The organism is Nocardioides ungokensis (genome assembly GCF_013466985.1).
In the GTDB taxonomy this organism is placed as follows: Bacteria; Actinomycetota; Actinomycetes; order Propionibacteriales; family Nocardioidaceae; genus Nocardioides; species Nocardioides ungokensis.
Map to the genome: position 1 here is coordinate 2,792,322 of NZ_CP059164.1, position 22,182 is coordinate 2,814,503.

28 protein-coding genes and 1 pseudogene are annotated in these 22,182 nt (G+C 73.2%); 5 read left to right on the forward strand and 24 right to left on the reverse strand.

Features of this window, described 5'->3' with window-relative positions; genetic code table 11:
• Nucleotides 1-114: 114 nt before the first annotated feature.
• From H0S67_RS13765 to H0S67_RS23690, 9 genes are all read right to left on the reverse strand, one after another.
• Complete coding sequence (locus tag H0S67_RS13765) at nt 115-1,302, reverse strand: sensor histidine kinase (RefSeq protein WP_180933512.1); 1,188 nt, start codon at nt 1,300-1,302, stop codon at nt 115-117.
• Complete coding sequence (locus H0S67_RS28225) at nt 1,299-1,607, reverse strand: winged helix-turn-helix domain-containing protein (RefSeq protein ID WP_425489815.1); 309 nt, start codon at nt 1,605-1,607, stop codon at nt 1,299-1,301. The genes H0S67_RS13765 and H0S67_RS28225 overlap by 4 nt, the downstream gene beginning before the upstream one ends.
• On the reverse strand, nt 1,550-1,981 hold the full coding sequence (locus tag H0S67_RS28230) for a response regulator transcription factor (RefSeq protein ID WP_425489816.1): 432 nt from the start codon (nt 1,979-1,981) through the stop codon (nt 1,550-1,552). The genes H0S67_RS28225 and H0S67_RS28230 overlap by 58 nt, the downstream gene beginning before the upstream one ends.
• The gene (locus H0S67_RS13775) at nt 1,959-2,408 is read right to left on the reverse strand and encodes a hypothetical protein (RefSeq protein WP_180933513.1); all 450 of its coding nucleotides are present in this window, start codon (nt 2,406-2,408) and stop codon (nt 1,959-1,961) included. Before H0S67_RS13775 ends, H0S67_RS28230 begins: the two co-directional genes overlap by 23 nt.
• Entirely contained in the window at nt 2,405-3,556 is a 1,152-nt protein-coding gene (locus H0S67_RS13780; protein ID WP_180933514.1) for a molybdopterin-dependent oxidoreductase, read from the reverse strand. Before H0S67_RS13780 ends, H0S67_RS13775 begins: the two co-directional genes overlap by 4 nt.
• Entirely contained in the window at nt 3,553-4,221 is a 669-nt protein-coding gene (locus H0S67_RS13785) for a class I SAM-dependent methyltransferase (RefSeq protein ID WP_180933515.1), read from the reverse strand. The genes H0S67_RS13780 and H0S67_RS13785 overlap by 4 nt, the downstream gene beginning before the upstream one ends.
• A complete protein-coding gene (locus H0S67_RS13790) occupies nt 4,218-4,889 on the reverse strand; it encodes a TIGR04282 family arsenosugar biosynthesis glycosyltransferase (RefSeq protein WP_219635268.1) in 672 nt (223 codons plus the stop codon). Before H0S67_RS13790 ends, H0S67_RS13785 begins: the two co-directional genes overlap by 4 nt.
• On the reverse strand, nt 4,886-5,545 hold the full coding sequence (locus H0S67_RS13795) for a glycosyltransferase family 2 protein (protein ID WP_180933516.1): 660 nt from the start codon (nt 5,543-5,545) through the stop codon (nt 4,886-4,888). Before H0S67_RS13795 ends, H0S67_RS13790 begins: the two co-directional genes overlap by 4 nt.
• Nucleotides 5,546-6,119: 574 nt before the next feature.
• Entirely contained in the window at nt 6,120-6,413 is a 294-nt protein-coding gene (locus tag H0S67_RS23690; RefSeq protein WP_219635269.1) for a hypothetical protein, read from the reverse strand.
• Between the two features lie 44 nt (nt 6,414-6,457).
• Between H0S67_RS23690 and H0S67_RS23695 the strand changes: the two genes are divergently transcribed.
• Nucleotides 6,458-7,027 carry a hypothetical protein gene (locus H0S67_RS23695; protein WP_219635270.1) on the forward strand — a complete coding sequence of 190 codons (570 nt, stop codon included), beginning with the start codon at nt 6,458-6,460 and terminating at the stop codon, nt 7,025-7,027.
• Nucleotides 7,028-7,051: 24 nt separating this feature from the next.
• Here the strand turns inward: H0S67_RS23695 and H0S67_RS13805 are convergent, their stop codons facing one another.
• The 5 genes from H0S67_RS13805 to H0S67_RS13825 are packed head-to-tail and all read right to left on the reverse strand — an operon-like array spanning nt 7,052 to nt 11,579.
• The gene (locus H0S67_RS13805) at nt 7,052-8,095 is read right to left on the reverse strand and encodes an NAD-dependent epimerase/dehydratase family protein (protein ID WP_180933517.1); all 1,044 of its coding nucleotides are present in this window, start codon (nt 8,093-8,095) and stop codon (nt 7,052-7,054) included.
• Complete coding sequence (locus H0S67_RS13810; RefSeq protein WP_180933518.1) at nt 8,092-8,898, reverse strand: S-methyl-5'-thioadenosine phosphorylase; 807 nt, start codon at nt 8,896-8,898, stop codon at nt 8,092-8,094. Before H0S67_RS13810 ends, H0S67_RS13805 begins: the two co-directional genes overlap by 4 nt.
• 52 nt (nt 8,899-8,950) lie before the next feature.
• Complete coding sequence (locus H0S67_RS13815) at nt 8,951-10,237, reverse strand: MFS transporter (RefSeq protein ID WP_246354737.1); 1,287 nt, start codon at nt 10,235-10,237, stop codon at nt 8,951-8,953.
• Nucleotides 10,234-10,428: a DUF3046 domain-containing protein gene (locus H0S67_RS13820; protein ID WP_180933519.1), complete on the reverse strand. Its 195-nt coding sequence runs from the start codon at nt 10,426-10,428 to the stop codon at nt 10,234-10,236. The genes H0S67_RS13815 and H0S67_RS13820 overlap by 4 nt, the downstream gene beginning before the upstream one ends.
• Nucleotides 10,425-11,579, reverse strand: coding sequence for a methyltransferase domain-containing protein (locus H0S67_RS13825; RefSeq protein ID WP_180933520.1), 1,155 nt, complete (start codon nt 11,577-11,579; stop codon nt 10,425-10,427). The genes H0S67_RS13820 and H0S67_RS13825 overlap by 4 nt, the downstream gene beginning before the upstream one ends.
• A 71-nt stretch (nt 11,580-11,650) precedes the next feature.
• Between H0S67_RS13825 and H0S67_RS28235 the strand changes: the two are divergent.
• Nucleotides 11,651-12,040, forward strand: a pseudogene (locus H0S67_RS28235) (GNAT family N-acetyltransferase); the annotation flags it as partial.
• 90 nt (nt 12,041-12,130) lie between these two features.
• On the opposite strand, the gene H0S67_RS13835 reads toward H0S67_RS28235, so the two are convergent.
• From H0S67_RS13835 to H0S67_RS13860, 6 genes are all read right to left on the reverse strand, one after another.
• Complete coding sequence (locus H0S67_RS13835) at nt 12,131-12,937, reverse strand: ABC transporter permease (protein WP_180936927.1); 807 nt, start codon at nt 12,935-12,937, stop codon at nt 12,131-12,133.
• Nucleotides 12,938-12,945: 8 nt separating this feature from the next.
• The gene (locus H0S67_RS13840; protein ID WP_180933521.1) at nt 12,946-13,776 is read right to left on the reverse strand and encodes an ABC transporter permease; all 831 of its coding nucleotides are present in this window, start codon (nt 13,774-13,776) and stop codon (nt 12,946-12,948) included.
• Nucleotides 13,776-14,702: an ABC transporter ATP-binding protein gene (locus H0S67_RS13845; protein WP_425489817.1), complete on the reverse strand. Its 927-nt coding sequence runs from the start codon at nt 14,700-14,702 to the stop codon at nt 13,776-13,778. Before H0S67_RS13845 ends, H0S67_RS13840 begins: the two co-directional genes overlap by 1 nt.
• Before the next feature lie 221 nt (nt 14,703-14,923).
• A complete protein-coding gene (locus tag H0S67_RS13850) occupies nt 14,924-15,499 on the reverse strand; it encodes a GNAT family N-acetyltransferase (protein ID WP_180933523.1) in 576 nt (191 codons plus the stop codon).
• Nucleotides 15,496-15,903: a secondary thiamine-phosphate synthase enzyme YjbQ gene (locus H0S67_RS13855; protein WP_219635272.1), complete on the reverse strand. Its 408-nt coding sequence runs from the start codon at nt 15,901-15,903 to the stop codon at nt 15,496-15,498. The genes H0S67_RS13850 and H0S67_RS13855 overlap by 4 nt, the downstream gene beginning before the upstream one ends.
• Before the next feature lie 33 nt (nt 15,904-15,936).
• A complete protein-coding gene (locus tag H0S67_RS13860; RefSeq protein ID WP_219635273.1) occupies nt 15,937-16,602 on the reverse strand; it encodes a helix-turn-helix transcriptional regulator in 666 nt (221 codons plus the stop codon).
• Between the two features lie 108 nt (nt 16,603-16,710).
• Between H0S67_RS13860 and folE the strand changes: the two genes are divergently transcribed.
• The 3 genes from folE to H0S67_RS13875 are packed head-to-tail and all read left to right on the forward strand — an operon-like array spanning nt 16,711 to nt 19,348.
• On the forward strand, nt 16,711-17,328 hold the full coding sequence (gene folE, locus H0S67_RS13865) for a GTP cyclohydrolase I FolE (RefSeq protein WP_180933524.1): 618 nt from the start codon (nt 16,711-16,713) through the stop codon (nt 17,326-17,328).
• Nucleotides 17,325-18,542: an NAD(P)/FAD-dependent oxidoreductase gene (locus H0S67_RS13870; RefSeq protein WP_180933525.1), complete on the forward strand. Its 1,218-nt coding sequence runs from the start codon at nt 17,325-17,327 to the stop codon at nt 18,540-18,542. The genes folE and H0S67_RS13870 overlap by 4 nt, the downstream gene beginning before the upstream one ends.
• A 20-nt stretch (nt 18,543-18,562) precedes the next feature.
• Entirely contained in the window at nt 18,563-19,348 is a 786-nt protein-coding gene (locus H0S67_RS13875; RefSeq protein WP_180933526.1) for a GNAT family N-acetyltransferase, read from the forward strand.
• A gap of 8 nt (nt 19,349-19,356) precedes the next feature.
• Here H0S67_RS13875 and H0S67_RS13880 read toward each other — a convergent pair whose 3' ends face one another.
• Genes H0S67_RS13880 through H0S67_RS13895 form a run of 4 tightly spaced genes read right to left on the reverse strand, consistent with a single transcriptional unit; the run spans nt 19,357 to nt 22,143 of the window.
• Entirely contained in the window at nt 19,357-19,992 is a 636-nt protein-coding gene (locus tag H0S67_RS13880; protein ID WP_180933527.1) for a thioredoxin-like domain-containing protein, read from the reverse strand.
• Complete coding sequence (locus tag H0S67_RS13885; RefSeq protein ID WP_180933528.1) at nt 19,992-20,291, reverse strand: thiamine-binding protein; 300 nt, start codon at nt 20,289-20,291, stop codon at nt 19,992-19,994. Before H0S67_RS13885 ends, H0S67_RS13880 begins: the two co-directional genes overlap by 1 nt.
• 33 nt (nt 20,292-20,324) lie before the next feature.
• Complete coding sequence (locus tag H0S67_RS13890) at nt 20,325-20,834, reverse strand: SigE family RNA polymerase sigma factor (protein ID WP_180933529.1); 510 nt, start codon at nt 20,832-20,834, stop codon at nt 20,325-20,327.
• Nucleotides 20,821-22,143 carry a hypothetical protein gene (locus H0S67_RS13895; RefSeq protein ID WP_180933530.1) on the reverse strand — a complete coding sequence of 441 codons (1,323 nt, stop codon included), beginning with the start codon at nt 22,141-22,143 and terminating at the stop codon, nt 20,821-20,823. Before H0S67_RS13895 ends, H0S67_RS13890 begins: the two co-directional genes overlap by 14 nt.
• Nucleotides 22,144-22,182: the final 39 nt, after the last annotated feature.

Sequence of the window (22,182 nt, forward strand, 5' to 3'; positions counted from 1 at the left end):
CCTGGACGTCACCTGTGGACACACAGTAGCCCGAACACGTGTTCGACTCCCGCAGCACGGTCGCGGCGTGTCGCGCGGGCCGACGTCAGGTGCGGTGGGCCCGTCGCGGGTGGGTCACGTGAGGTCGGCGACCGGTGCCCTGGACGCGTCCCCGGGCACCCGTGGCAGTCGCACGCGGAAGCGACACCCGGCCACCCGAGGGGCGCCCGGGTCCTCGACGTTCTCGACGTCCACCTGGCCGCGGTGCGCCTCGACGATCCCTTTGACGATGGCCAGACCGAGGCCGGCGCCGCGCGCGTGGGAGGAGTCCCCGGTGTCGGGGGTCCGCGCTGTCCCGCCCTGCCAGGCGAGGTCGAAGACCCGCTCCATCTCCTCGGCCGTCAGACCGCCGCAACCGTCGGTGACGCTGAGCTCGACCCCTCCGTCGACCGAGCGGCCGCGGATCTCCACCACACCGTCGGCCGGCGTGTGCCGGATGGCGTTCATGACCAGGTTGGACACCACCCGCGACAAGCCCGCCGGGTCGGCGGTGATCTCGACCCCGTCCTCGACCGTCCCGCCCAGCCGCACCCGCCGCGCACGTGCGACGGGATCGGCGCCGGCGATGGCCTCGCTCACCAGGTCGCCGAGCATCACCGCCTCGGGGCTGAGCCGCAGCACGCCGGCATGGATCCGTGAGAGCTCGAAGAGGTCGTCGACCATGCGCACCATCCGGTCGACCTCGGCGCGGATCTGGCGGTGGTAGCGCTCCGGGTCGGGGGCCAGCCCGTCCTCCAGGGCCTCGGTCATCGCGCGCATCCCGGCCAGCGGCGTGCGCAGGTCGTGGGACACCCACGACACCAGCTCACGGCGCGAGCCCTCGAGACGGTCGGCCTTCAGTCGGGACTCCTCGAGGCGTTCGCTGGTGCGGGCCAGCTCCTCGGACAGCGCCTGGAACTCGCTGGGGCCGCGCCGACTGCCGTCGAAGGTCCCCTCGAGGCCCATCCGCCTCGCGTCCTCCTGCAGCGACTCCGACCAGTGTGCGATGGCGGCACCGACCGCGAGCGCGACCGCGACGGCCACCACGCCGGCCACCAGGGCCACGAGGCTGATCACGCCCCAGTCGTGGCTGGAGATGAACATCAGCTGGGCGATTGCCATCACCCCGGCGAGCACCGCCAGCACAGCCACGACCGCCACCAGTCCGAGCTGCCACCGGATCGACCGGTGACGCAGCAGCCACGCGAGGCCGAGGCCGAGGACGCCGACCCCTGCGGCGCATCCCGCCGCGACCAGCACCAGCTCGACGTGGTCGGAGCTCATGCGGACGCCTCCCAGCGGTAGCCGACACCCCACACCGTGAGCAGCCGCTCGGGACGGGTCGGGTCGCGCTCGACCTTCTCACGCAGGCGGCGCACGTGCACGGTCACCGTGGACCGGTCGCCGATCGACCAGCCCCACACCTGCTGGAGGAGGTCGTCCCGCGAGAACGCCGTGCCGGGGTGGGCGACCAGGAACTGCAGGAGGTCGAACTCCCGGCCGGTCAGCGCCAGGGGACTCCCCTGCCTGGTCACCGAGTGCCGGGCCCCGTCGACCACCAGGTCGCCGTCGGTGAGGAGCAGCGGCACGGCCTGCGCCGGGTCGGTCGTACGCCGCAGCACCGAGTCCACGCGCAGGGCCAGCTCGCGGGGGCTGAACGGCTTGGTGACGTAGTCGTCCGCGCCGATCTCGAGGCCCCCACCCGGTCGGTCTCGGCCCCCAGCGCGGTCAGCATGATCACGGGGACGTCCCCGCCGTCGCGCAGGCGGCGACAGACCTCGAGCCCGTCGATACCGGGCAGCATCAGGTCGAGCACCACCAGGTCCGCGGGTGCGTCGCGCATCGCCACGAGGGCGGCCTCGCCGTCGCCCACCTCCAGGACGTCGTGGCCGTGGGCGCGCAGGTAGGACACGACCACCTCGCGCACGGTGTGGTCGTCGTCAACGACGAGCACCCGGGCCATGGGCACCCCTTCCCGTCGGCGAGCCGCCGCCCCGGCGTGCCCGGACCACGGTGGCCAGCACCACGCCCGCCAACACTAGCCCGGCGAAGAGCAGCCACCCGGCCGTGTAGTCGCGGTCCAGGAGGGTCGGGTTGTCCGCCTTGGCACCGAATCGGCCGAGCACGGGCACCGCGAGCAGGGTCGTGCTGCCGAGGACCACCGCGCCGACCGTCACCGGTGCGCGTGCGGCCGGCGGCAGCACTCGGGTCGCGACCAGCGTCAGCACGAGGAACAGCGGCGCGAGCACCAGGTCGTGGAGCACGACGCCCGCGACGAGCCACACGCCGGCGTCCACAATCGAGGCACTGGCGTGGCGGCTCAGCAGCAACCACGCGCCGTACAGGCCCAGGAGGACTCCGGCCCCGCCGATCACGAGGCGCGTGGTCATGCCTGCACCTCCAGCCGGTGGACCCACTTGGTCTGCAGCACGCCGGGCCGGTCGGGAGCGATCAGCCGGCACGGATAGCCGTGGTCGATCGCCAGCGGCTGCCCGTGAAGCTGCAGGGCCAGGAGGGTCCGCTGGTCGTCCGCGAAGTTCGACTGCAGGTGCGTCTGCCGGAAGGCACCGCTCTCCTGCAGGGACACCACGAGCACGTCGTGACCGGCAGGGGCCCCCGCCAGGTCGAGCAGGTCGCGCAGCCGGACGCCCGTCCAGGTGGCTCCGGCGCTCCAGCCCTCGACGCAGGCGATCGGCAGGCTCTGGGTGGACTGCGGCATCGCGGCCAGGTCGTCACGGCTCAGCGAGACCACGCGATCGGCGTACACGACGCTGAGGCGGTACGCCGGGCTGGTCGCTGCCGCAGTGACGCCCGCGGCCCGGGCGGACCTGTTGACCGGGACACCTTCGGGCCCGTCCCCGGAGCGGACACCGAGGACCGAGACCCTGCGCAGGAAGGGGACGGTGCTGCCGGCCGTGGCCAGGACTGCCACACCGGTGGCGAGCCAGGTGGCGCGCAGCAGCCCGCGCCGGGACATCACGCCGGCCTCGGTCGCCGCCGGCCGGTCCTGCGAGGTGTCGTCGACGTCGGCGCCGAGGGCGCGCCGGATGACCGGGAGCTTCACGGCCACGTGCACCACCAGTGCACCGATGGCGATCCACCCGACGGCGTAGTGGGTGCTGCGGAAGGAGAAGGCCCAGGGGTACCACTGGGCTGCGTTGGCCAGGCCGGTCGCGAGCTGGAAGACGGCGGCCGCGACGAGGACGGCGATCGAGGCCCGCTCGGCCGCCGTGACGACCAGCCGGCGCGCGCCGCGCGGCGGCCGGGCGAAGAGCCGCGGGTAGACGGTCCAGAGCTTGACCAGCAGCAGGGGCACCGCCGCCGTTCCTGCTGTCACGTGCAGTCCCTGCGTGACCCGGTAGCCCCAGGACGGGCTGGTCGGGAAGGGCACCGGCTGGTCCGGCACCTGGGCGTAGTGGCTGACGAGGCCGGTGACGAACGCGACGCCGAAGCAGATGCCGAGCCAGAGCCCGACCCGCGCGGTGACCGCGGCACTGCGCAGCCGCGAGGTGAAGTCCGAGTCGGCCGGGACTCTCACCGGTCCCCCTCGAGGACGGCGAACCAGCGGTCCGCGCAGCAGTGCGTGCCCAGGACGGCCAGCCCGGCCGCGGCCGCGACCTCGGCCACGCCGTCGACGCCGAGCAGGGACCACCGGAACGGGCGCGAGCGCAACCCGTCGCAGTGCAGCTCCGCCCACATCGTGCACAGGCCCACCCCCGGTGGGGACAGCTCGACGACGACCCGGCCACGCGGGTCGAGCAGCTGCCGCACCCGGGCGAGCAGGGCCACCGGGTCCCCACCGATCCCGACGTTGCCGTCGGCCAGCAGTGCGGTGTGCCAGCGCCCCTCGCCGGGCAGCATCTCGAACACGTCACGGACGATGGCGGAGACTCCCCGCTGCCGGGTCTGGCGCACCGCCTCGTGCACGACGTCGATGCCGAGCACCACGTGTCCGAGCTCGGCGAGCCGCGCGGTGAGGCGCCCGGGCCCGCAGCCGATGTCGAGGGTGGGGCCCACGCAGTGCGCCAGCATCGCCGTGTCGGTGTCGTCGGCCGTCCGGACCCACGAAGCCACGGGCAGCGGCTCGGGTCCCGTCCCCACGCCCACCACCGTGCAGGGTCGTCCCCGCAGCGCGCGGGAGAAGACGGCCGAGAACGAGTCGTCCCGGAGGCCCTCGTCCGACGAGGTCAGCTCGACGGTCATGTCACGACCTCCTGCCGCACGGCGGACCAGGCCCGGGCGAAGTGCCCCGTCGGCCGGTGGGCGAGCACCGCGTCGGCGTCGACCGCGGTGTCGACGTCGCGCAGCGTGACCGTCGCGCCGACCCGCAGGCCGCGAGCGAGCAGGGCGCTCCGTGTGTCGTCGTGGGTCGTCGGGGTGGACATCACGACCCCTGCCAGAGCCGTCGCGTGACCGGGGTCATCGAGGGCGAGCACCCACCAGCCGCCGTCCTCCGCCGGCCCGAGCACGGCGTCGTGCTCACGGGTGCCGGCGGCGGCGTCGACGAGCTGGTCCGGCGTGACCTGGGGTGTGTCCATGCCGATCTGCACCACCGGCCCGGAGCCGTCCACGAGGTCGAGGTGGGCGTTGACGAGCCGAGTGGTGAAGTCCCCACCACGCTGCGGTCGCAGGGTCCAGCCGTCGACCGCGCCGAGCAGCTCGTCGCCGCGCACCGCACCCGCCAGGTCGCCCGCGAGCGCCAGGTGGCAGCGGCTGGGCCCGACCGCCTCGGTGCAGGCCCGGACCGTGTCCAGCAGCGCCGCCGCGGCCACCGCCGCGGCGTGGGCGTGCCCGACCCGGGCGCCGAGCCGGGTCTTCACCCGACCGGGCACCGGCGCCTTGGCGAGCACCAGCATCCGCGGGGCGCTCACGTCAACACCTTCCAGAAGTCACGCGCGGTGCGGATCGTGCCCAGGACCGACCCGGAGACCTTCGAGCGGGTGCCCTCCGCCCGCGGGTGGTAGGAGACCTCGCGCTCGGAGAAGCGCCAGCCGGCCCGGGTGGCCTTGTCGAGCAGCTCGACCGGGTAGCCGAAGCGGCGGTCACGCACGTCCAGCGCCAGCAGCTCGGTCCGCCGGCACACCCGCACCGGGGCGATGTCGTGGGCGGGCATGCCGATCCGCCGACGGAGCCAGCGCACGATCAGCGCGTTGCCGGCCCGCGCGTGCCACGGCCAGACACCGGAGCGCACCGGTCGCCGACGCCCGACGGCCAGGTCGGCCCGCCCCGACCGCACGTCCTCGAGGAGGGGCAGCAGCTCGGCGGGGTCGAAGGACCCGTCGCCGTCCATGAACGCCACCAGGTCATGCGTCGCAGCTGCCAGCCCTGCCTGCACGGCCGAGCCGTAGCCGGGCACGTCCTCGACGACCACCGTCGCCCCGAGTCGTCGCGCCACCTTCGCGGTGTCGTCGCCGGATCCGTTGTCCACCACGACCACGGCGAAGTCGCCAGGGACCCGCGGCAACAGGGCTCCGAGGGCCGGGCCCTCGTCCCGGCACGGAAGGATCAGGTCGCACACCGGCTGCATGCCCGTCACGCTAGGGGCGGCGCGGCGCGATGTGTCCGCCGAGAACTTACGAAGCCGTGACGGTGGCCGCCGGCGACACGGCGGACCGCCGGAGCGACCCTAGGGTGGCGGACATGGCGACCACGGAGGTGAACCCGTCCCGGACCGGGCGCCGACCCGGCCACCGCCTCTCCGCTCCCGCCATCGGCCTCGTGCTCGGCCTGGTGCTCGTCGGCGCGGCCGTCGTCGTCCCCCGTCTCCTCCACTGGCCGGTGCACGCACGGCTGCACGCCTTCGACGGTCTCGCCCCCCTGCACGGCTACTGGGACCCCCGCGTCGGACCCGGCACCCTCCCCGCGATCGCGATCGCGGTGCTCGCCTGGAGGTACGCCGCCGGGCTCGCCGCGGGACTCTCCTGGCGTCGGCTGCTCGCCGCGTCGTACGCCGCTGGGCTGGCCTGGCTCCTGGCCCTGGCCTACGTCGACGGGTCCGCCGGGATCTCCGGGGTGCTCGGCAACCCCGCGGAGTACCTCCGCACCGCGCGGGGCGTGACCGACGTCCACGCCGTGCTGCAGCACTTCGTGGAGCGCATCCCCTACTCGGCCGCACCGGACAACTGGCCCACGCACGTCGCCGGCCACCCGCCCGGGGCGCTGCTCGTCTTCGTGGGGCTGGACCGCGTCGGCCTGGGTGGCGACTTCGCAGCCGGCATGGTGGTGACGCTGGTGGCCGCGACCACCGCCGTCGCGGTGATGGTCTGCCTGCGGGTCCTGGGCGCCGAGCCGGTGGCGCGCGTCGCCGCGCCGTACCTCGTGCTCGCGCCGGCAGCGGTGTTCATGGCCGTCTCGGCAGACGCGCTCTTCGCGGCGGTCGCCGCGTGGGGGCTCACCGTGCTGGCCGTGGCGGCCACACCGACCGCCAGGTGCGGTCCAGGTGGCCTGGTCGCTGCTCGCGGGGCTGCTGCTCGGGTGGTGCGTCCTGATGTCCTACGGGCTGGCGCTGCTGGGGGTGCTCGCGCTGGGGGTCCTGGTGGTGGCGCGGTCCTGGCGTCCGCTCCCGGTCGCCGCGCTGGCCGCCGTCGCGCTGGTGCTGCTCTTCGCCGTTGCCGGGTTCCGGCTCTGGGACGCCTACCCGGTGCTCGACCAGCGGTACTGGGACGGGATCGCGCGCGTCCGGCCCGCGTCGTACTGGCTGTGGGGCGACCTCGCCGCACTCCTGATCAGCGCCGGCCCGCTGCTCGGCGCCGGGCTCGCGTCGCTCGCCACGGCGTGGCGACAGGCCCCTCGGGTCGTGGTGGTGCTGGTCGCCGGCGCCGCGACGGCGATCGTGCTCGCGGACCTCTCGCGGATGAGCAAGGCGGAGGTGGAGCGCATCTGGCTGCCGTTCGTGCCGTGGCTGCTGCTCTCGGTCGTCGTGCTCCCCGAGCGCTGGCGACGCCCGGGGCTGGCGCTCCAGCTGGGGACCGCGCTGGTGGTGCAGCACCTCGTCCACGGCGCCTGGTGACGACGACCGGGCGCGCGTGCCGGCTCAGGCCCGCAGGGGTGCCGTGGCGAACTCCCGCAGTCCCCGCTCCGGGCTCACCTCCGCCTTGAAGCCGAGCTCCACGCGGGCACGCTCCGGGGAGGCCACCACGTGTCGCACGTCGCCGAGGCGGTAGCCGCCGGTGATCTCGGGAGCCAGGTCACGCCCGGTGCCACGGGCCACCAGGTCGGCGACGCGGCGGATGGTGACCGGCTCGCCGGAGCAGACGTTGTAGGCCGCACACCTGCCGGCCCGCTCCCCCGCCACCGCCCGCAGCGCGGCGAGGTTGGCCGCAGCGACGTCCTCGACGTGGACGAAGTCCCGCACCTGGCCGCCGTCCTCGAAGACCTTCGGCGCCTCGCCGCGCTCGAGGCTGGACCGGAACATCGCGGCGACGCCGGAGTACGGCGTGTCCCGGGGCATGCCGGGCCCGTAGACGTTGTGGTAGCGCAGGGTGACCGCGGCGGCTCCGGCCTGCCGCGCCCACGCGGACGTGTAGTGCTCCTGCGCGACCTTGCTGGCGGCGTAGGAGCTGCGCGGGTCCAGGCGAGCGTCCTCCTCGACCCGCTCCCAGCCGAGCTCGGCCCCGCACACCGGGCAGTGGTTCTCGAAGTCCCCGGCGTCCAGTGCGTCGACCGACCGCGGCGGTGGAGCCTGGACGCCGTGGTCGGGACACGCGTACCGGCCCTCCCCGTAGACGACCATCGACGAGGCCAGCACCAGACGGCTGACTCCGGCTTCGTGCATCGCGGCGAGCAGGACGGCGGTGCCGTAGTCGTTGTGCCCGGCGTAGTCGGGCAGGTCGCCGACCGCCACGCCGGCGCCGACCACGGCGGCCTGGTGGCAGACCGCGTCCACACCGCGCAGGAGGTGCGTCCACCCGGCGGCGTCGCGCACGTCGAGACGATGGGTCCCCTCGGGTGCCTGTGTCGCACCGTGGGCCCGGGCGAGCATCAGGTCGACGCGGACCACCTCGTCACCCTGCGCCTCCAGGGCAGCCCCGATCGCCGTGCCGATGAAGCCGGCCGATCCGGTCAGCAGCACCCTCACGCGCCGGCCCCCGGGACGTCGTAGGTCAGCTCGAGTCCGTCGGCCCAGCTCGAGCAGCCGCACCCGTCGGGGTCCGGGAGCGTCTCGATGGTGCGCGTCAGCAGGCCCTTGAGGCGCTCGAGGTTGGCGCGGAACAGCGCGAAGACCTCCTCCTGGCCCACCCCTGAGCCGGCCTCGACGCCGGCGTCCATGTCGGTCACCAGGGCGATCGCGGCGTAGCACTGCCGCATCTCCCGGGCGAGCACCGCCTCGGGGTGGCCGGTCATGTTGACCAGGCTCCAGCCCTGGGCGGCGTAGTGCTGCGACTCCGCACGGGTCGAGAAGCGCGGCCCCTCCACGACGACCATGGTGCCCCCCGAGGTGACCGAGGGGTCGGCGCCCGCGATGGTCTCGGAGAGCCGCGGGCAGTAGGGGTCCGCGAACGGCAGGTGCACGGCGCCGCTCTCCACGAAGGACTGGGTGCGGGCGCTGGTGCGGTCGACGAGCTGGTCGGGGACCACCACGTCGCCGGGGGCGACGTCGTCGCGCAGGCCGCCGACCGCACAGGGAGCGAGCACCTGGCGCACGCCCAGGGACCGCAGGGCCCACAGGTTCGCCCGGTAGTTGATCCGGTGCGGAGGGAGCTCGTGCCCGGTCCCGTGCCGGGGCAGGAAGGCGACCCGCCTCCCCGCGACGGTCCCGACCGCGACGGCGGCCGAGGGTACGCCGTACGGCGTCTCGACCACGCGCTCCTCCGGGTCGTCGAGGAAGGAGTAGAAGCCGGTCCCGCCGATCACGGCTATGTCCACGCGGTCGCTGCTCATCTGCCCAACTCTGCCAGCACGGAGCCGGCGGACCGCGCCTCCGCCTGCGGTGTCACGGCTTCGTAAGGTCTCCCTCGCCGGCCGCGCCGAAGGCAGCCACCACCAGCGCCAGCACCAGGCCCACGGCGACCCAGGAAAGCGTGCCGTAGCCCCAGGTGCCGACGACGAGACCGGCCAGGCCACCCGCCGCGGCTGCCGTCACACCCATCACCAGGTCCGCCGCGCCCTGGACGTCGGGACGTACGTCGAGCGGGGCGTGGTCTGCGACCAGCGTCGAAGCCGACACGGTGGCGAAGGACCAGCCGAGACCGAGCAGGAAGAGTCCGGCGAAGATCTGCCACGAGCTGCCCTCGGGCGAGCCCGCGCACAGCACCAGTGACACCGCCAGCAGCCCCGCACCGACGCCGAGGGTCGCGGCCCGACCGTGCCGGTCGGCCGCCAGGCCCACGAGCGGCGAGAACGCGAACATCCCCAGCACGTGCACGCTGATGACGATGCCGATGACGCGCAGCTCGGCTCCACCGTGCTCCATGTGCAGCGGGGTCATCACCATCACCGCGACCATGACCGCGTGCGCGGCGGCCAGCGCCAGGACGGCGTGAGCCAGGACGGGGCGTGCCCGGACCGCCGCCACGACCCGACCCCACGAGGTGCCGGTGGGGGTCACCGGCGGGGTGCCCTTCGCGCTCCGGGACAGGAGCAGCGGGTCGGGCCGCAGGAAGAGCCCCACGACCAGCGCGGCGGCGAGCATGCCGAGGCTGCCCAGGGCGAAGGGGCCGGTCAGCGCCGGGATGCCGAGCGAGCGCGCCAGGGCGCCGGAGGGGCCGGTGAGGTTGGGACCCGCGACGGCGCCGATCGTCGAGGCCCACACGACGGTCGACAGGGCGCGCGCCCGGCTCTCGACCGGGGCCAGGTCGGTGGCGGCGTAGCGGGAGCCGCTGTTGGCCGCGGTCGTCGCGCCGAGGAGCACGGCCCCGAGCAGCAGCAACGGCATCGAGCCCACCACGCCCGCGAGCACGACGATGACGGCCCCGCAGGCGCCGATCAGGTAGCCGGTGACGAGCCCGGCGCGCCTGCCGCGGCGCGACATCAGGCGCGCCAGCAGGTACGACGCGACCGCCGCCCCGAGCACCTGCGCCGTCTGGGCGAGTCCGGCCTGGTCGTCCGACCCCGACAGGTCACGCGCGAGCAGTGACGCGGTGGCGATCCCGATGGTGATGCCCATCGCGCCGACCGCCTGGGCGGCGGCCAGGGTGAGGACGGTGCGCCGCTGGGCGGCGACGAGCCGGTCGGGCGTGACCGCCTCCGAGCTCGCGCGCGGCCTGCCGGGCGCGCTCACCGCTCGGACGGCGGAAGGTTCAGCGCCTTCCAGACCGCGGCCCACACCTGCTTGGGCGGGACGCCCGCGTCGAGCGCCTCCGACGCGGTCCGGCCGCCGAGGTCGCTCATCACGAACTGGTCGGCCCACGACCGCGCGTAGGCGACGCCGAGCGTCGACTCCATCCGGGCCCAGAACTCCGTGTGCCTCATGCGTCCTTCCTGGTGGCCAGCACCTGCAGCCAGCGGGTGCCGCGGACGTCGTCGTGCCGGGTCAGCTCGTCGACGGCCCATCCGGCGTGCTCGAGCGCGTCACGCAGCGGCTGCTCGCGCCAGAGGACGAAGAGCCGCGGTGCCGCGACATTGCCGTGGGTCGACCAGGCTTCGCCGTCGCCCTCCTTGAGCGAGACGTGGAGCGTACCTCCGGCCCGGGTGACGGCCGCCAGGCGGGCGAGCACCACCGGCAGGTCGGTCCGGGCGACGTGCAGGAGGCAGGCGCTCGCCCACACCCCGTCGTACGCCGCTCCCCCGCGCCCGGGATCGACCAGGTCGTCGGTCAGCGGGTCGAGGAGGTCGGCCTCGTGCCCGGCCCCGGTGAGCAGCGCGACGAACCCCGGGGAGACGTCCGTGCGACGCACGCTCAGACCCCGCCCCTCGAGTGCCGCAGCATCCCGCCCGGGACCGCTGCCGATCTCGAGCACCCGCGCACCCGGGGGCACCCGCTCGGCGAACCGGCGCACCAGGGCCACCATCTCCGCCGACATCGTGGCGGTGCCGTCGCGGTAGGCCTCGGCGTTGGCGTCGTAGGCCGCGATCGTCAACGCCTTGGCGGCGTGACCGACGTCGTGGGCGTGGTGCACGACGTCGTGGAGGTGGTAGCGCCCCAGGCTCTCGATCGTGAACTGGCTGCCGTCGCTGCGGAAGCCCCGGCGATTCCAGGCACCGTCCGGCACACCGGCGTAGCGGTCGGCCACGGTGCCGGCCGCCGCCGCCAGGTCGACCGCCACTCCCGCAGGGTCCTGCTCGGCGTAGCGGCCGGCCACGGCCGTCTCGTCCTGGTCCCAGTTGGCGAAGCGGGGATCCTCCTGCTCGAGCATGAGCCGCACCCGCTCGTCGAAGATGCGGTGCACGTCGCGCACGTGGCAGGCGTACTCCAGGGGCGACCAGACCCCCGGCTCGGGCCGGACGCCGACGCCGGGCCCGGACCCGGCGAGCACCGTGGTCCACGAGGCGGCGTTCTCCCGGATCGCGTCGGCCAGCCCGGTCGCGGCGACGTCGGCGGCGACGAACCCGCACTCGGGGCAGGGCGTGGTGAGGACCCAGGTCCAGTCCTTGGTGTCCGGCTCGACGGGTGGCAGCGACATGGCGGTCATCCTCTCAACCGCGGTGCGGCCGCGCCGCGAAGCTTTCTGCCGTCCTTCGGTAGGTTTCGGCCATGCCGATCCGACCGGCCACCGAGCAGGACCTGCCCGCGATCAAGGCGATCTACGACGCCGAGGTCCGCGAGGGCATCTCGACCTTCGCCACCGAGCCGCCGGAGCTCGACTACTGGCGGGTGCGGCTGCACAGCACCGCACCGGGCGACCACGTGCTGGTGGCCGACGACGCGGACGGGGTGCTCGGCTACTCGTACTCGTCGAGCTACCGGCCCCGCGCCGCCTACGGCCACACCCGCGAGTCGTCGGTCTACCTCGCGCCGCGGGCGCGTGGTCGCGGCCTGGGTCGCGGCCTGTACGACGAGCTGCTCGCGGCCATGCGCGCCGATGACGTGAGGCTCGTGGTCGCTGTCGTCGCGCTGCCCAACGACGCCAGCCGCGCGCTGCACCTCGGATGTGGCTTCAGCTCCGTCGGGGTGCTGCACGAGGTCGGTCACAAGTTCGGCCGTGGATCGACACCGAGCTCTTCGAGCGTCGGCTCACGTGAGCAGCAGGGCGTCGAGTCGCCGGCGGACGATGGCGAGCCCGATCAGTCCCATGACCACGAGGTAGACGACCGAGACCGCCGAGCCCCAGGACAGCGCGCCGGTGGTGAGCTCGCGGCAGAGCACGACGCCGCGGTAGAGCGGCGTGCACTCCACGACCCAGCGGACCGCGGGCGGGAAGGCGGTGATCGGGAAGAACGTCGCGGAGAAGAGGAACATCGGCAGCGTCGCCAGCGTCACGAACTCGAAGTCCTGCCAGCTGCGCATGAAGGTCGTCAGCGCCATGCAGATCCCGCCGAAGGCCAGCCCGATCAGGAGGGCAGCCGGGACGACCAGCACCGCCCACCACGAGCTCACGAGTCCCATCGCGACCATGACCAGCAGGAACGCCGCGGAGTAGATCCCGCCGCGCAGCAGCGACCAGCTCAGCTCGCCGCGGGCGATGTCCAGCGTGGTCAGCGGCGTCGCCAGCATCTGGTCGAAGAGCTTGTTGTACTTGAGCTTGAAGAAGAAGTTGAACGTCGAGTCGAGCAGGGAGCCGTTCATCGCGGAGGCGGCGAGCATGCCTGGGGCGACGAACTCGGCATACGGGATCTGCTGGCCGTTGAACTCGAACCCGGTCACGAGCTGACCCACGCCCACCCCGATCGAGAAGAGGTAGAACACGGGCTCGAGGAAGCCGCTGACGAAGATGTACCAGCCGCGGCGATAGGCCAGGTAGTTGCGGTAGATCAGCAGGCCCGTCGCCTCGCCGGCGGAGACCGGGGAGGCGGCCGCGCGGCCGACCGACGTGGTGAGCATCGCCACGGCTAGGACACCATCCTTCGGGAGAGCCGGCGCACCGCCCAGAACCAGCCGGCCAGGGTCAGCGTGACCAGGTAGGCGACGTGCACCGCGGCCAACGGCCAGTCGACCTCGCCCAGCGTGAGCATCCGGGTCAGGTCGACGCCGTGCCACAGCGGCGTCACCGTCGCGAGCGCCTCCATCCACCTGCTGAGGTTGGAGATCGGGAAGAACGCGCCGGAGAACAGGAACAGCGGGATCATGCCCAGCCGGAAGACCAGGCTGAACGCGCTCTCGTCCTTCAGCCCGGCGGTGAACGCGTAGATCGGCGTCGCGAACGCCGCCCCGATGAGCAGCTGCACGAAGAAGGCCGCGAACACCCCGGCCACCGACGTGAACACACCGAACGGCGCCATCACCGCCAGGAACACCGCGCACGTCGTGGCGACCCGGAAGATCACGAAGCCGAGGTGGGCCAGGATCACCTCGGAGACGGCGAGCGGGCTGGCGATCATGCCGAAGTAGGACTTGTTCCACTTGATCATGCCCATGACCGGATAGGTGACCTCACCGAACACGGTGGTCATCGCCTGAGCGGCGACCATGCCCGGGGCCACGAAGGCGAGGTAGGAGGTCGCGCCGTCGAGCTTGGCGGGGTCGCCCTTGATGAAGCCGCCGAGCAGGACGCCCATCGCGACCACGTAGAGCAGCGGCGTCACGAAGGACGAGATCGCGCTGCCCTTCCAGGTGCGTTTGTACAGGATCGCCCAGTAGTCGAAGAGCCGCGCAGCTCCGGAGAGCAGGTTGGTGGGCGCCGTGCTCAGCCCGGGTGCCTGAGGCGGGTCGAGTGCGGCCATCAGTCCACCAGCGTTCGGCCGGTGAGGCGCAGGAACACGTCCTCGAGCGTGGAGCGGCGTACGAGCACGGCCGCCGGCTGGAGCCCACGCTCGTGGACCTTCGCGATGACCTCCTCGCCGTCCTCGCTGTAGACCAGCAGCCGGTCCGGGAGCACCTCGACACGGTCGCCGAGGTCGGAGACCTTCTCGGCGATCGCGTCGTGCTCGCCCACGCCGAAACGCAGCTCGGCGACCTCGCGGGTGGAGTGTGCCCGGATCAGCTCGAGGGGCGAGCCCTCGGCGACGATGACGCCCTTGTCCATCACCACGAGCCGGTCGCACAGCTGCTCGGCCTCGTCCATGTAGTGGGTGGTGAGCACGAGGGTGACGCCCTGCTGCTTGAGTCGGAAGAGCCGGTCCCACACGACGTGGCGCGCCTGCGGGTCGAGGCCGGTCGTCGGCTCGTCGAGCAGCAGCACGTCGGGCCGGTTGATCAGCGAGCGCGCGATCGTCAGCCGCCGCTTCATGCCGCCGGAGAGGTCCTCGACCATCGACCCGGACTTCTCGGTCAGCTGCACGAACTCCAGCAGCTCGTCGACGCGCGAGCGCACCTCCTTGCGGGGCAACCCGAAGTAGCGGCCGTAGACGTAGAGGTTGTCACGCACCGTCAGCTCGGTGTCGAGGGTGTCCTCCTGCGGGCAGACGCCGACCCGGGCCCGGATCGACGGCCCGTCCACGGCCGGGTCCATCCCCAGGATCCGCAGCTCCCCGCCACTGACCGGCGAGACGGCCGCTACCATCCGCATCGTCGAGGACTTGCCGGCCCCGTTGGGCCCCAGGAACCCGAACGCCTCCCCCCGACGCACGTCCACGTCGATGCCCTTGACCGCCTCGAAGTCGCCGAACGACTTGCGCAGCCCCCGCGCCAGGATCATGGAGTCACTCACGAGACGGGACCCTACAAACATCCGCCGACAGTCACACCCGGCTTTCGGCCCTGATGGTGGTGGGCGGCCGCTTCGCGGAGGCCCTGCCCCGGCGTGCGGATTGGTCACCAACCGCACGATTCCGGGCCTCGGGCATGCAGGCTCTGACCAATCGGCGACCCCGAGCCACCCTCCGCGGCACCATCCGCCCGGGCGCCGTGGCGGGCTCACGACGATCGGCGTCAGCCGAGACGAACCTCGAGCTCAGCCAGTCGCGGGTCCCGCAACCCGACGCAGTCCAGCGCCCAGAACGGGTCGCAGTAGACGAGCGCCCCGGTCATCCACGACTCGTGCGCGGACAGCACGGCGACCTGGAACGCCGCGTCGGGGATCCGGACCGACGGCCGCACGAACCCGCGCTCGCTCCCCCGCGAGAAGCCGCGGGCGCCGTAGTAGTCCGGCGACCCCTCCAGGAAGACTGCAGGGCTGCCCGCCGTCTCGGCGGCGTCGAGGGCGGCCGTGACGAGCGCGGTGCCGATCCCGGAACGCTGGTGTGGGGGGTCGACCGACAGCGGGCTGAGCACGAGCACGTCCACGAGGCGCTCGCGTGCGTCGATCCACGAGTGGTTGAGCTGGACGTGGCCGACGACGGCGCCGTCGAGCTCGGCGACCAGGCTCAGCTCGGTGCGGCGGGCGGCGTTCAGCGCGTCGACCAGGTCGGCCACCGTCGTCCCTTTGTCAAGGAACGCCGACTCGACGACACGGCGTACGGATGCGCGGTCGACCGTCAATTCCGGCCGGATCTCGAAGGCACTCATGCGGCGCCCAGGAAGCTGAGCCGCACCTGGCGCTCGGCGTTGTCGACGTTGAGGTCCACCAGGCACACGCTCTGCCAGGTGCCGAGAGCCAGGCGGCCGTCCAGCACCGGCACTGTGGCGTACGGCGGCACCAGCGCCGGCATCACGTGCGAGCGGCCGTGGCCGGGGCTGCCGTGGCGGTGCCGCCACCGGTCGTCGGCGGGGAGCAGGTCGGCCAGCGCCGCCAGCAGGTCGTCGTCGCTGCCGGCCCCGGTCTCGATGATCGCGATGCCGGCGGTGGCGTGCGGCACGAACACCTGCAGCAGCCCGTCGCCCCGTCCTTCGACGAAGCCGGCGCAGTCGCCGGTGATGTCCCTGACCGTCTCGCGCCCGCCGGTGCGGTAGCTGTGCATCTCCGAGTCCACGGCCCCGATGGTGCCACGCGGGCACGGCGGCGATCAGCGGGCGCCCACCACCACGCAGCAGCGGCTCTCCTCGGGCTCCAGCCGGGCCTCGACGTCCGAGCAGCCCAGTCCCTCCACCACGCCGCAGACGAAGTCGAGGTTGACCCCGCACACCAGTGCGGTGTGGGCGCGCGCCAGGGAGTCGAACGGGCAGTTGCGCAGGTGGACCTGATCGGCCTCGATCGTGGGCTCGAACCCCTCGGCGGCGAGCGCGTCCGCAGTACGACGCAACCCCGGGTCGGCCGTGGGCTCACGCGCGGCCCCCACGGCCAGGCCGCGCTGCCGGGCCTCACGACCGAGCTCCTCGGCCACGTCCCCACCGGCGAGGGTGCGTTCGACGGCCGCGGCGAGGATGGAGCCGACCAGGTCGTAGTTGCGGCGGGGCAGGGAGACCGCGACCTCGCGTGTGGACCGGCGGTAGAGCTTGGCGGGGCGACCGGCGCCCGGTCCGGTGCGCCCGCTGCGGCGCTGGTAGTCGACGTCGAGCAGGCCCTCCTCGACCAGCCGGTCCAGGTGGAAGCGCGCCGAGTGCACCGGCACCCCGACGCCGGCCGCGGCCTCCTCCCGGCTCACCGGCTCGGCTGCCGCGACCACCAGCTCGTAGAGCCGGCGCCGGACCGGGTCGGCTAGCGCCGCGATGGCCTCGATCTCGTCGCTCATGCCACACCTCATCCCGGTCGACATCGCCGGTGACGTCGCCCTTGACGTCCGTTCGACCTACTCTCTAACGTAGAGAGTATTCACTTTTAGAAGAAGAGGGCAACCCCGATGACCCAGATCGCACTCGACCGGAACCGCACCCGGCAGCGCGTCGCGCACGCGGCCCCCGACGTGGACCTCCAGGCCGCCGAGTCCGCGGCGGCCACCATGCTGGCGGCGCTCGGCCTGCCCATCGACAACGAGGACATGGCGGAGACCCCGCGGCGGCTGGTGTCGGCGTACGCCGAGATGCTGACCGTCCCCGACTTCGACCTGACCACCTTCGCCAACAGCGCCGGCTACGACGAGCTCGTGCTGGTCCAGGACATCCCGGTCCGCTCCCTGTGCGAGCACCACCTGCTCCCCTTCGTCGGGGTCGCCCACGTCGGCTACCTGCCCGACGACCGGATCCTGGGACTCTCGAAGTTCGCGCGGCTCGTCGACTTCTTTGCGCGTCGGGCGCAGACGCAGGAGCGCCTGACCACCCAGATCGCCGACCACCTCCAGGACCGGCTGGCGCCGATCGGCGTCGGCGTGGTCATCGAGGCCGAGCACTCCTGCATGTCGCTGCGCGGGGCCCGTGCGGAGGGCGCGCGTACCGTGACATCGACGCTGCGGGGCGCCCTGCGTGAGGACCCGTCCAGCCGCGCCGAGTTCCTGGCCCTGACTCGAGGAGGTACCCGATGACTGACCGGATCGTCGTGGTGGGGGGCGGCCTGGCCGCAGGCACCGCCGTGGTCGAGCTGCGTGAGCGTGGCTTCGACGGCGAGATCACCTTGCTCGCCGACGAGGCGCACCCGCCGTACGAGCGGCCGCCCCTGTCCAAGTCGGTGCTGCTCGGGGAGAAGGACGCCGGATCGGCGATCCTCAAGGAGCCGGCCTGGTACGCCGACCACGCGGTCGACCTGCGCACCGGCACCCACGTCGAGAGCCTCGACCTCGACGGCCACCGCGTGCTGGCCGCGGGCGAGTCGATCCCCTATGACCGGCTGCTCCTCGCGACGGGCGCGCGGCCGCGACGGCTGGCCCTCGCCGACGAGAGCGGCGCCTCGGTGGGCTACCTGCGCACGATGGACGACTCGGTCGACCTGCGGCGACGCTTCCGCGACGGCTTCCGCCTCGGGGTCGTCGGCGGCGGCTGGATCGGGCTCGAGGCGGCCGCTGCGGCCCGCACGTCCGGCGCCGAGGTCACCGTCCTGGAGTCGCTCGACCTGCCGCTGCTGCGAGTGCTCGGCCCGGAGGTCGCGGGGGTGATGGCCGAGCTCCACCGCGAGCACGGTGTCGACCTGCGCACGGGCGCCGAGATCACCGGCATCAAGCGGGACGGGGACGAGGTGCAGGTGTCCCTCGCCGACGGCAGCACGCTCACCGTCGACCACCTCCTGGTCGGCGTCGGGGTGCAGCCCAACACCGAGATCGCGGAGGCGGCGGGCCTGATCGTCGACAACGGCATCCGCGTCGACCGGCACCTGCGCACCTCGCGCGAGGACGTGTTCGCCGCCGGCGACGTCGCCAACGCCGACCACCCGGTGCTCGGCACCTCCCTGCGCGTGGAGCACTGGGACACCGCCATCCAGCACGGCAAGGTCGCCGCCGCCAACCTGATGGGGGGCCACACCGACGCCGACGCACTGCCCTACTTCTTCACCGACCAGTACGACTTCGGCATGGAGTACGTCGGTCACGCGACTCCGGGCGGCTACGACCAGGTTGTCCTGCGCGGCGACGTCCAGGGCCGGGTCTTCACCGCCTGGTGGCTCGACGGCACCCGCGTGGTGGCGGGCATGCACGCCAACGACTGGGACGCGATCGACGACGTACGCCGGCTGGTCGGCCGACAGGTCGACCCCGCGCGACTCGCGGACGACGGCACGGCGCTCGCGGAGGTCATCACGGGGTGACGATGCGGTAGAAGTGACCCATGGACGTGCGCTCCCTGGGCTTCCGCACCGACCTCGCGCTGCTCCAGCTCGGCGGCAGCGAGGTCGAGGACCGGGGCACCCACCTGGTCGTGCGGACACCGAAGAACCCCACGTTCTACTGGGGAAACTTCGTGCTGCTGGGGCAGCCACCCCATCCCGGGTCGAGCCGGCACTGGGTCGAGGTGTTCGAGCGCGAGTTCCCCCATGCGCGGCACCGCACCTTCGGGGTGGACTCGAGCACGGGCACGGCCGAGGACCTGGCCCCGTTCGTCGAGATCGGGTTCAGCGCCGACGTGTCGTCGGTGATGACAGCGCAGTCCGTGCACGAGCCGCCCCACCCCCACCCGACGGCCACGATCCGCCCGCTGCGAAGCGACGACGACTGGTCCCAGCAGGTCAGGCTGGCGCTGTCGGGTGAGGACGAGCACTCCACCGAGCAGTTCGCGACCCAGCGGGCGGCGGCCCACCGACGCAACGCCGAGGAGGGTCACGGCGCCTGGTTCGGCGCGTTCCTGGAGGGCCGGCTGGCCGCCTCGATGGGGATCTTCGCCGCCGCGGAAGGCCTGGCGAGGTTCCAGGAGGTCAAGACCCACCCGGACGCACGCAGCCAAGGGCTCGCGGGCACCCTCGTGCACGCCGCCAGTCGCTACGCCTTCGACGAGATGGGCGCCCGAACGCTGGTGATGGTCGCCGACCCGGGCTACCTCGCGATCCGGGTCTACCGCTCCGTCGGCTTCGAGGACACCGAGTCCCAGCTGCAGGCCGCGCGCACGCCCGTGCTCTGAGGGAGCGCTCAGACGGAGGTGCCGCTGCCCGAGCCGCCCGAGGGCTCGCGGACCCCACCCGCGCAGGAGGCGAACGGCTCGGGCGCGGTCCGCCCGGCGCCGTACCGCTGGATGAAGAGGGCCAGTCGTGGGTCGTCGGCGCCCGTCAGCCACAGCTGGCGGCCCCAGACCGTGACGACGACCGGCGCGGGCAGGCCGACGTACGGCGAGAGGATGCCGTTCTGCGGCAGCGCGTCGGCCAGCGTGCGGACGCCGGCGGCGTCCAGGTCGGGCCGGTACGTGATCCAGACAGAGCCGTGCTCGAGGTCGTGGACGGCGTTCTCGTCGCGCACCGGCGCGTCGTAGGCGCCGCAGTCGAGCCACACCGGGTCGTGCTTGCCACCCACCGGCGGCACCTGCGCGTAGTCGACGTCGCCCTCGACGTGGTCGCGCGGCAGGTCCGGGTAGTCCCTGACCTCGGACAGGTCCGCGGTGACCGCGGCCTCCTGCCCCGCCCGCAGCCGCTGGACCGCGACGGGCACGACCACGGCCAGGGCGAGCACCACGAACGCCGCCACCAGCGCGATCACCACGGGCCGACGGCTCGAGGGCGGTGTCGGCGGCGCCGGGGGCACGTCGTACGACGGCGGGGCCGGCTGGGACATCAGCCCTCCAGGGCGCGCTCGACCCGCTCGACCTTCGCGGTCAGCTGGCCGTCGTAGCCGGGGCGGATGTCGGCCTTGAGGACCAGCCCGACCCGCGGCGACACCGCGGCGACGACGTCGACGGCGCGCTTGACCACGGCCATCACCTCGTCCCACTCCCCCTCGATGTTGGTGAACATCGCGTTGGTCTCGTTCGGCAGTCCGGACTCCCGGACCACGCGCACGGCGGCGGCGACCGCCTCGGAGACGCCGCCGGTCTCGTCACCGGCGCTCGGGGAGATGCTGAAGGCCACGATCATGGGCCAACCGTAGCCAGCCGGCACGGGTGTGGCTCATCGGGTCAGCGTTGCCGGCTCCTCGTCGAGGTCCGGCAGCAGGCCACGCAGCCGGGCAAGGGCGTCCCGGGTCTGCGACTTCACGGTCCCGACCCCGATGCCCAGCGCCTCGGCGGTCTGGCGCTCGGTGAGGTCGTCGAAGTAGCGCAGGACGATCACCGCCCGCTGGCGAGGGGCAAGCCTTGCCAGCGCCTCGTGCAGCGCCGCACGATCGGTGGGGTCCGGCGCGGCCGCGGAGCGCTCCGGCAGGGTGTCGGTGCTCAGCTCGCGCCAGCGCCGCCTCCGCCACCGGGACACGCTCTCCCGAGCCAGGATCCGTCGCACGTAGGGCTCGGGGTGGTCCGCGATCCGGGACCAGTACGGCACTGCCTTGACCAGCGCGACCTGGACGAGGTCCTCGGCGTCCTCGTGGCTGCCTGTCAGCAGGTAGGCCGTGCGCAGCAGCGCCTGCCGTCGGGCGGCCACGAACTCCTCGAAGCCCGCCTGCCCGCGGTCAGGGGCGGACACGTCGCCTCCAGAGCACGGCGATCGCGACCGCTGCCACAAGGGTGCCCACAGCCAGTCCGGTCACCCAGCGTGGATCCAGCGGGCGGGGCGGCGGATCGGCGTGGACGCTCGGCGCCGACAACAGGTCGGTCGCGAACTGCCAGCCGCCTCCCTGGGCGGGGAGGCGCACCAGGTCGCGGAAGTCTCCCGTCGAGACCGAGACCCGGCTGAGCCTGGTCCCGCCCCCGAGACCGAGGCGGTTCACCATCCTCTGCGTCACGATCGTGTGGTCATCGAGCCAGTCCAGGACACTCAGGGTGCGGCGCGTGCTCGGAACGACGTGCAGGTTGCCCACCACGCCGGCGCGCACGCCGTTGGGGTTGTGATCGGCCACGAGGGCGACGCGGCGGCCCGAGGCATCGAACGCGGCATAGGGCAAGCTGTTGAACGATCCCGAGATGCCAGGGACGCTGACGAATCGCCCTCGCGAGGGGTTGTCCAGGTCGACCTGGCGGTACTCGCGCCCGGAGCTGGAGGAACGGGTGTCGACCTCGATCCGACCGTGCGCCGCCTCGATGAGGGATGCTCCTGCGTCGACACCGGGCACCGGCTCCGGCTGGCTCCCCAGAGACCACATCATCACCGTCCCGAGTGCGGAGGTCGCCTGGTCCATCTCGGAGGCGTCGTCGCCGCCACGGATCTGTCCCCCCGAGAACACCACCGTGCCCGCGTCGGCCCAGCTGAGGAAGTCCGGCCTGAGTCCGTGTGCGGTCCGGATCCAGTGCCGGCTGACCCCACCGGTCCCGGTGTCGAAGACGCCGACGCCGGTGACGGGGCCGGAGTCGGAGTTGGGCGTGCCTGTGGTCGCTCCCCTCAACCAGTAGGCGATGTGACGCCCGTCGGGCGAGAGCACGGGCTCGTCGAGGCCGTCGGGCGCCGCGTCAGGCAGGTCGTCGAGGAAGGCGTAGTCCCCCGTGGTCGCGGAGACCCCGACGAGCGAGGGCCGCATTCCGGTCCAGCTGCCCTGGTCAGCCGCCGTGATCGCGACCAACCTGCCCGGACGGTCGGTCGAGGGCAGCCACGGGCTGGGGGCCCACACTCGGTCCGGAAGCTCGGCCGGACCGTCGGCGGGCTGGAGCGGTGCGGCGGCGCGATGCCAGGTGACCCCGCCGAGCAGCGCGAGCACGAGCATGGTGGCGCCGAGCACGGCGAGCGTGCCCGCCCGGCGACGCCGACGGTAGCGTCGGCCTCGGTCCCAGAGCCCGGGCGCGGGCAGCGGGCCGGGCGCCTCCTCGGCGAGGTCGGCCAGCCGGTCGTGGAGCGTGGTCATCGGTCCTCCTGGTTCGTGCACACAGGTGGACACGCTCCG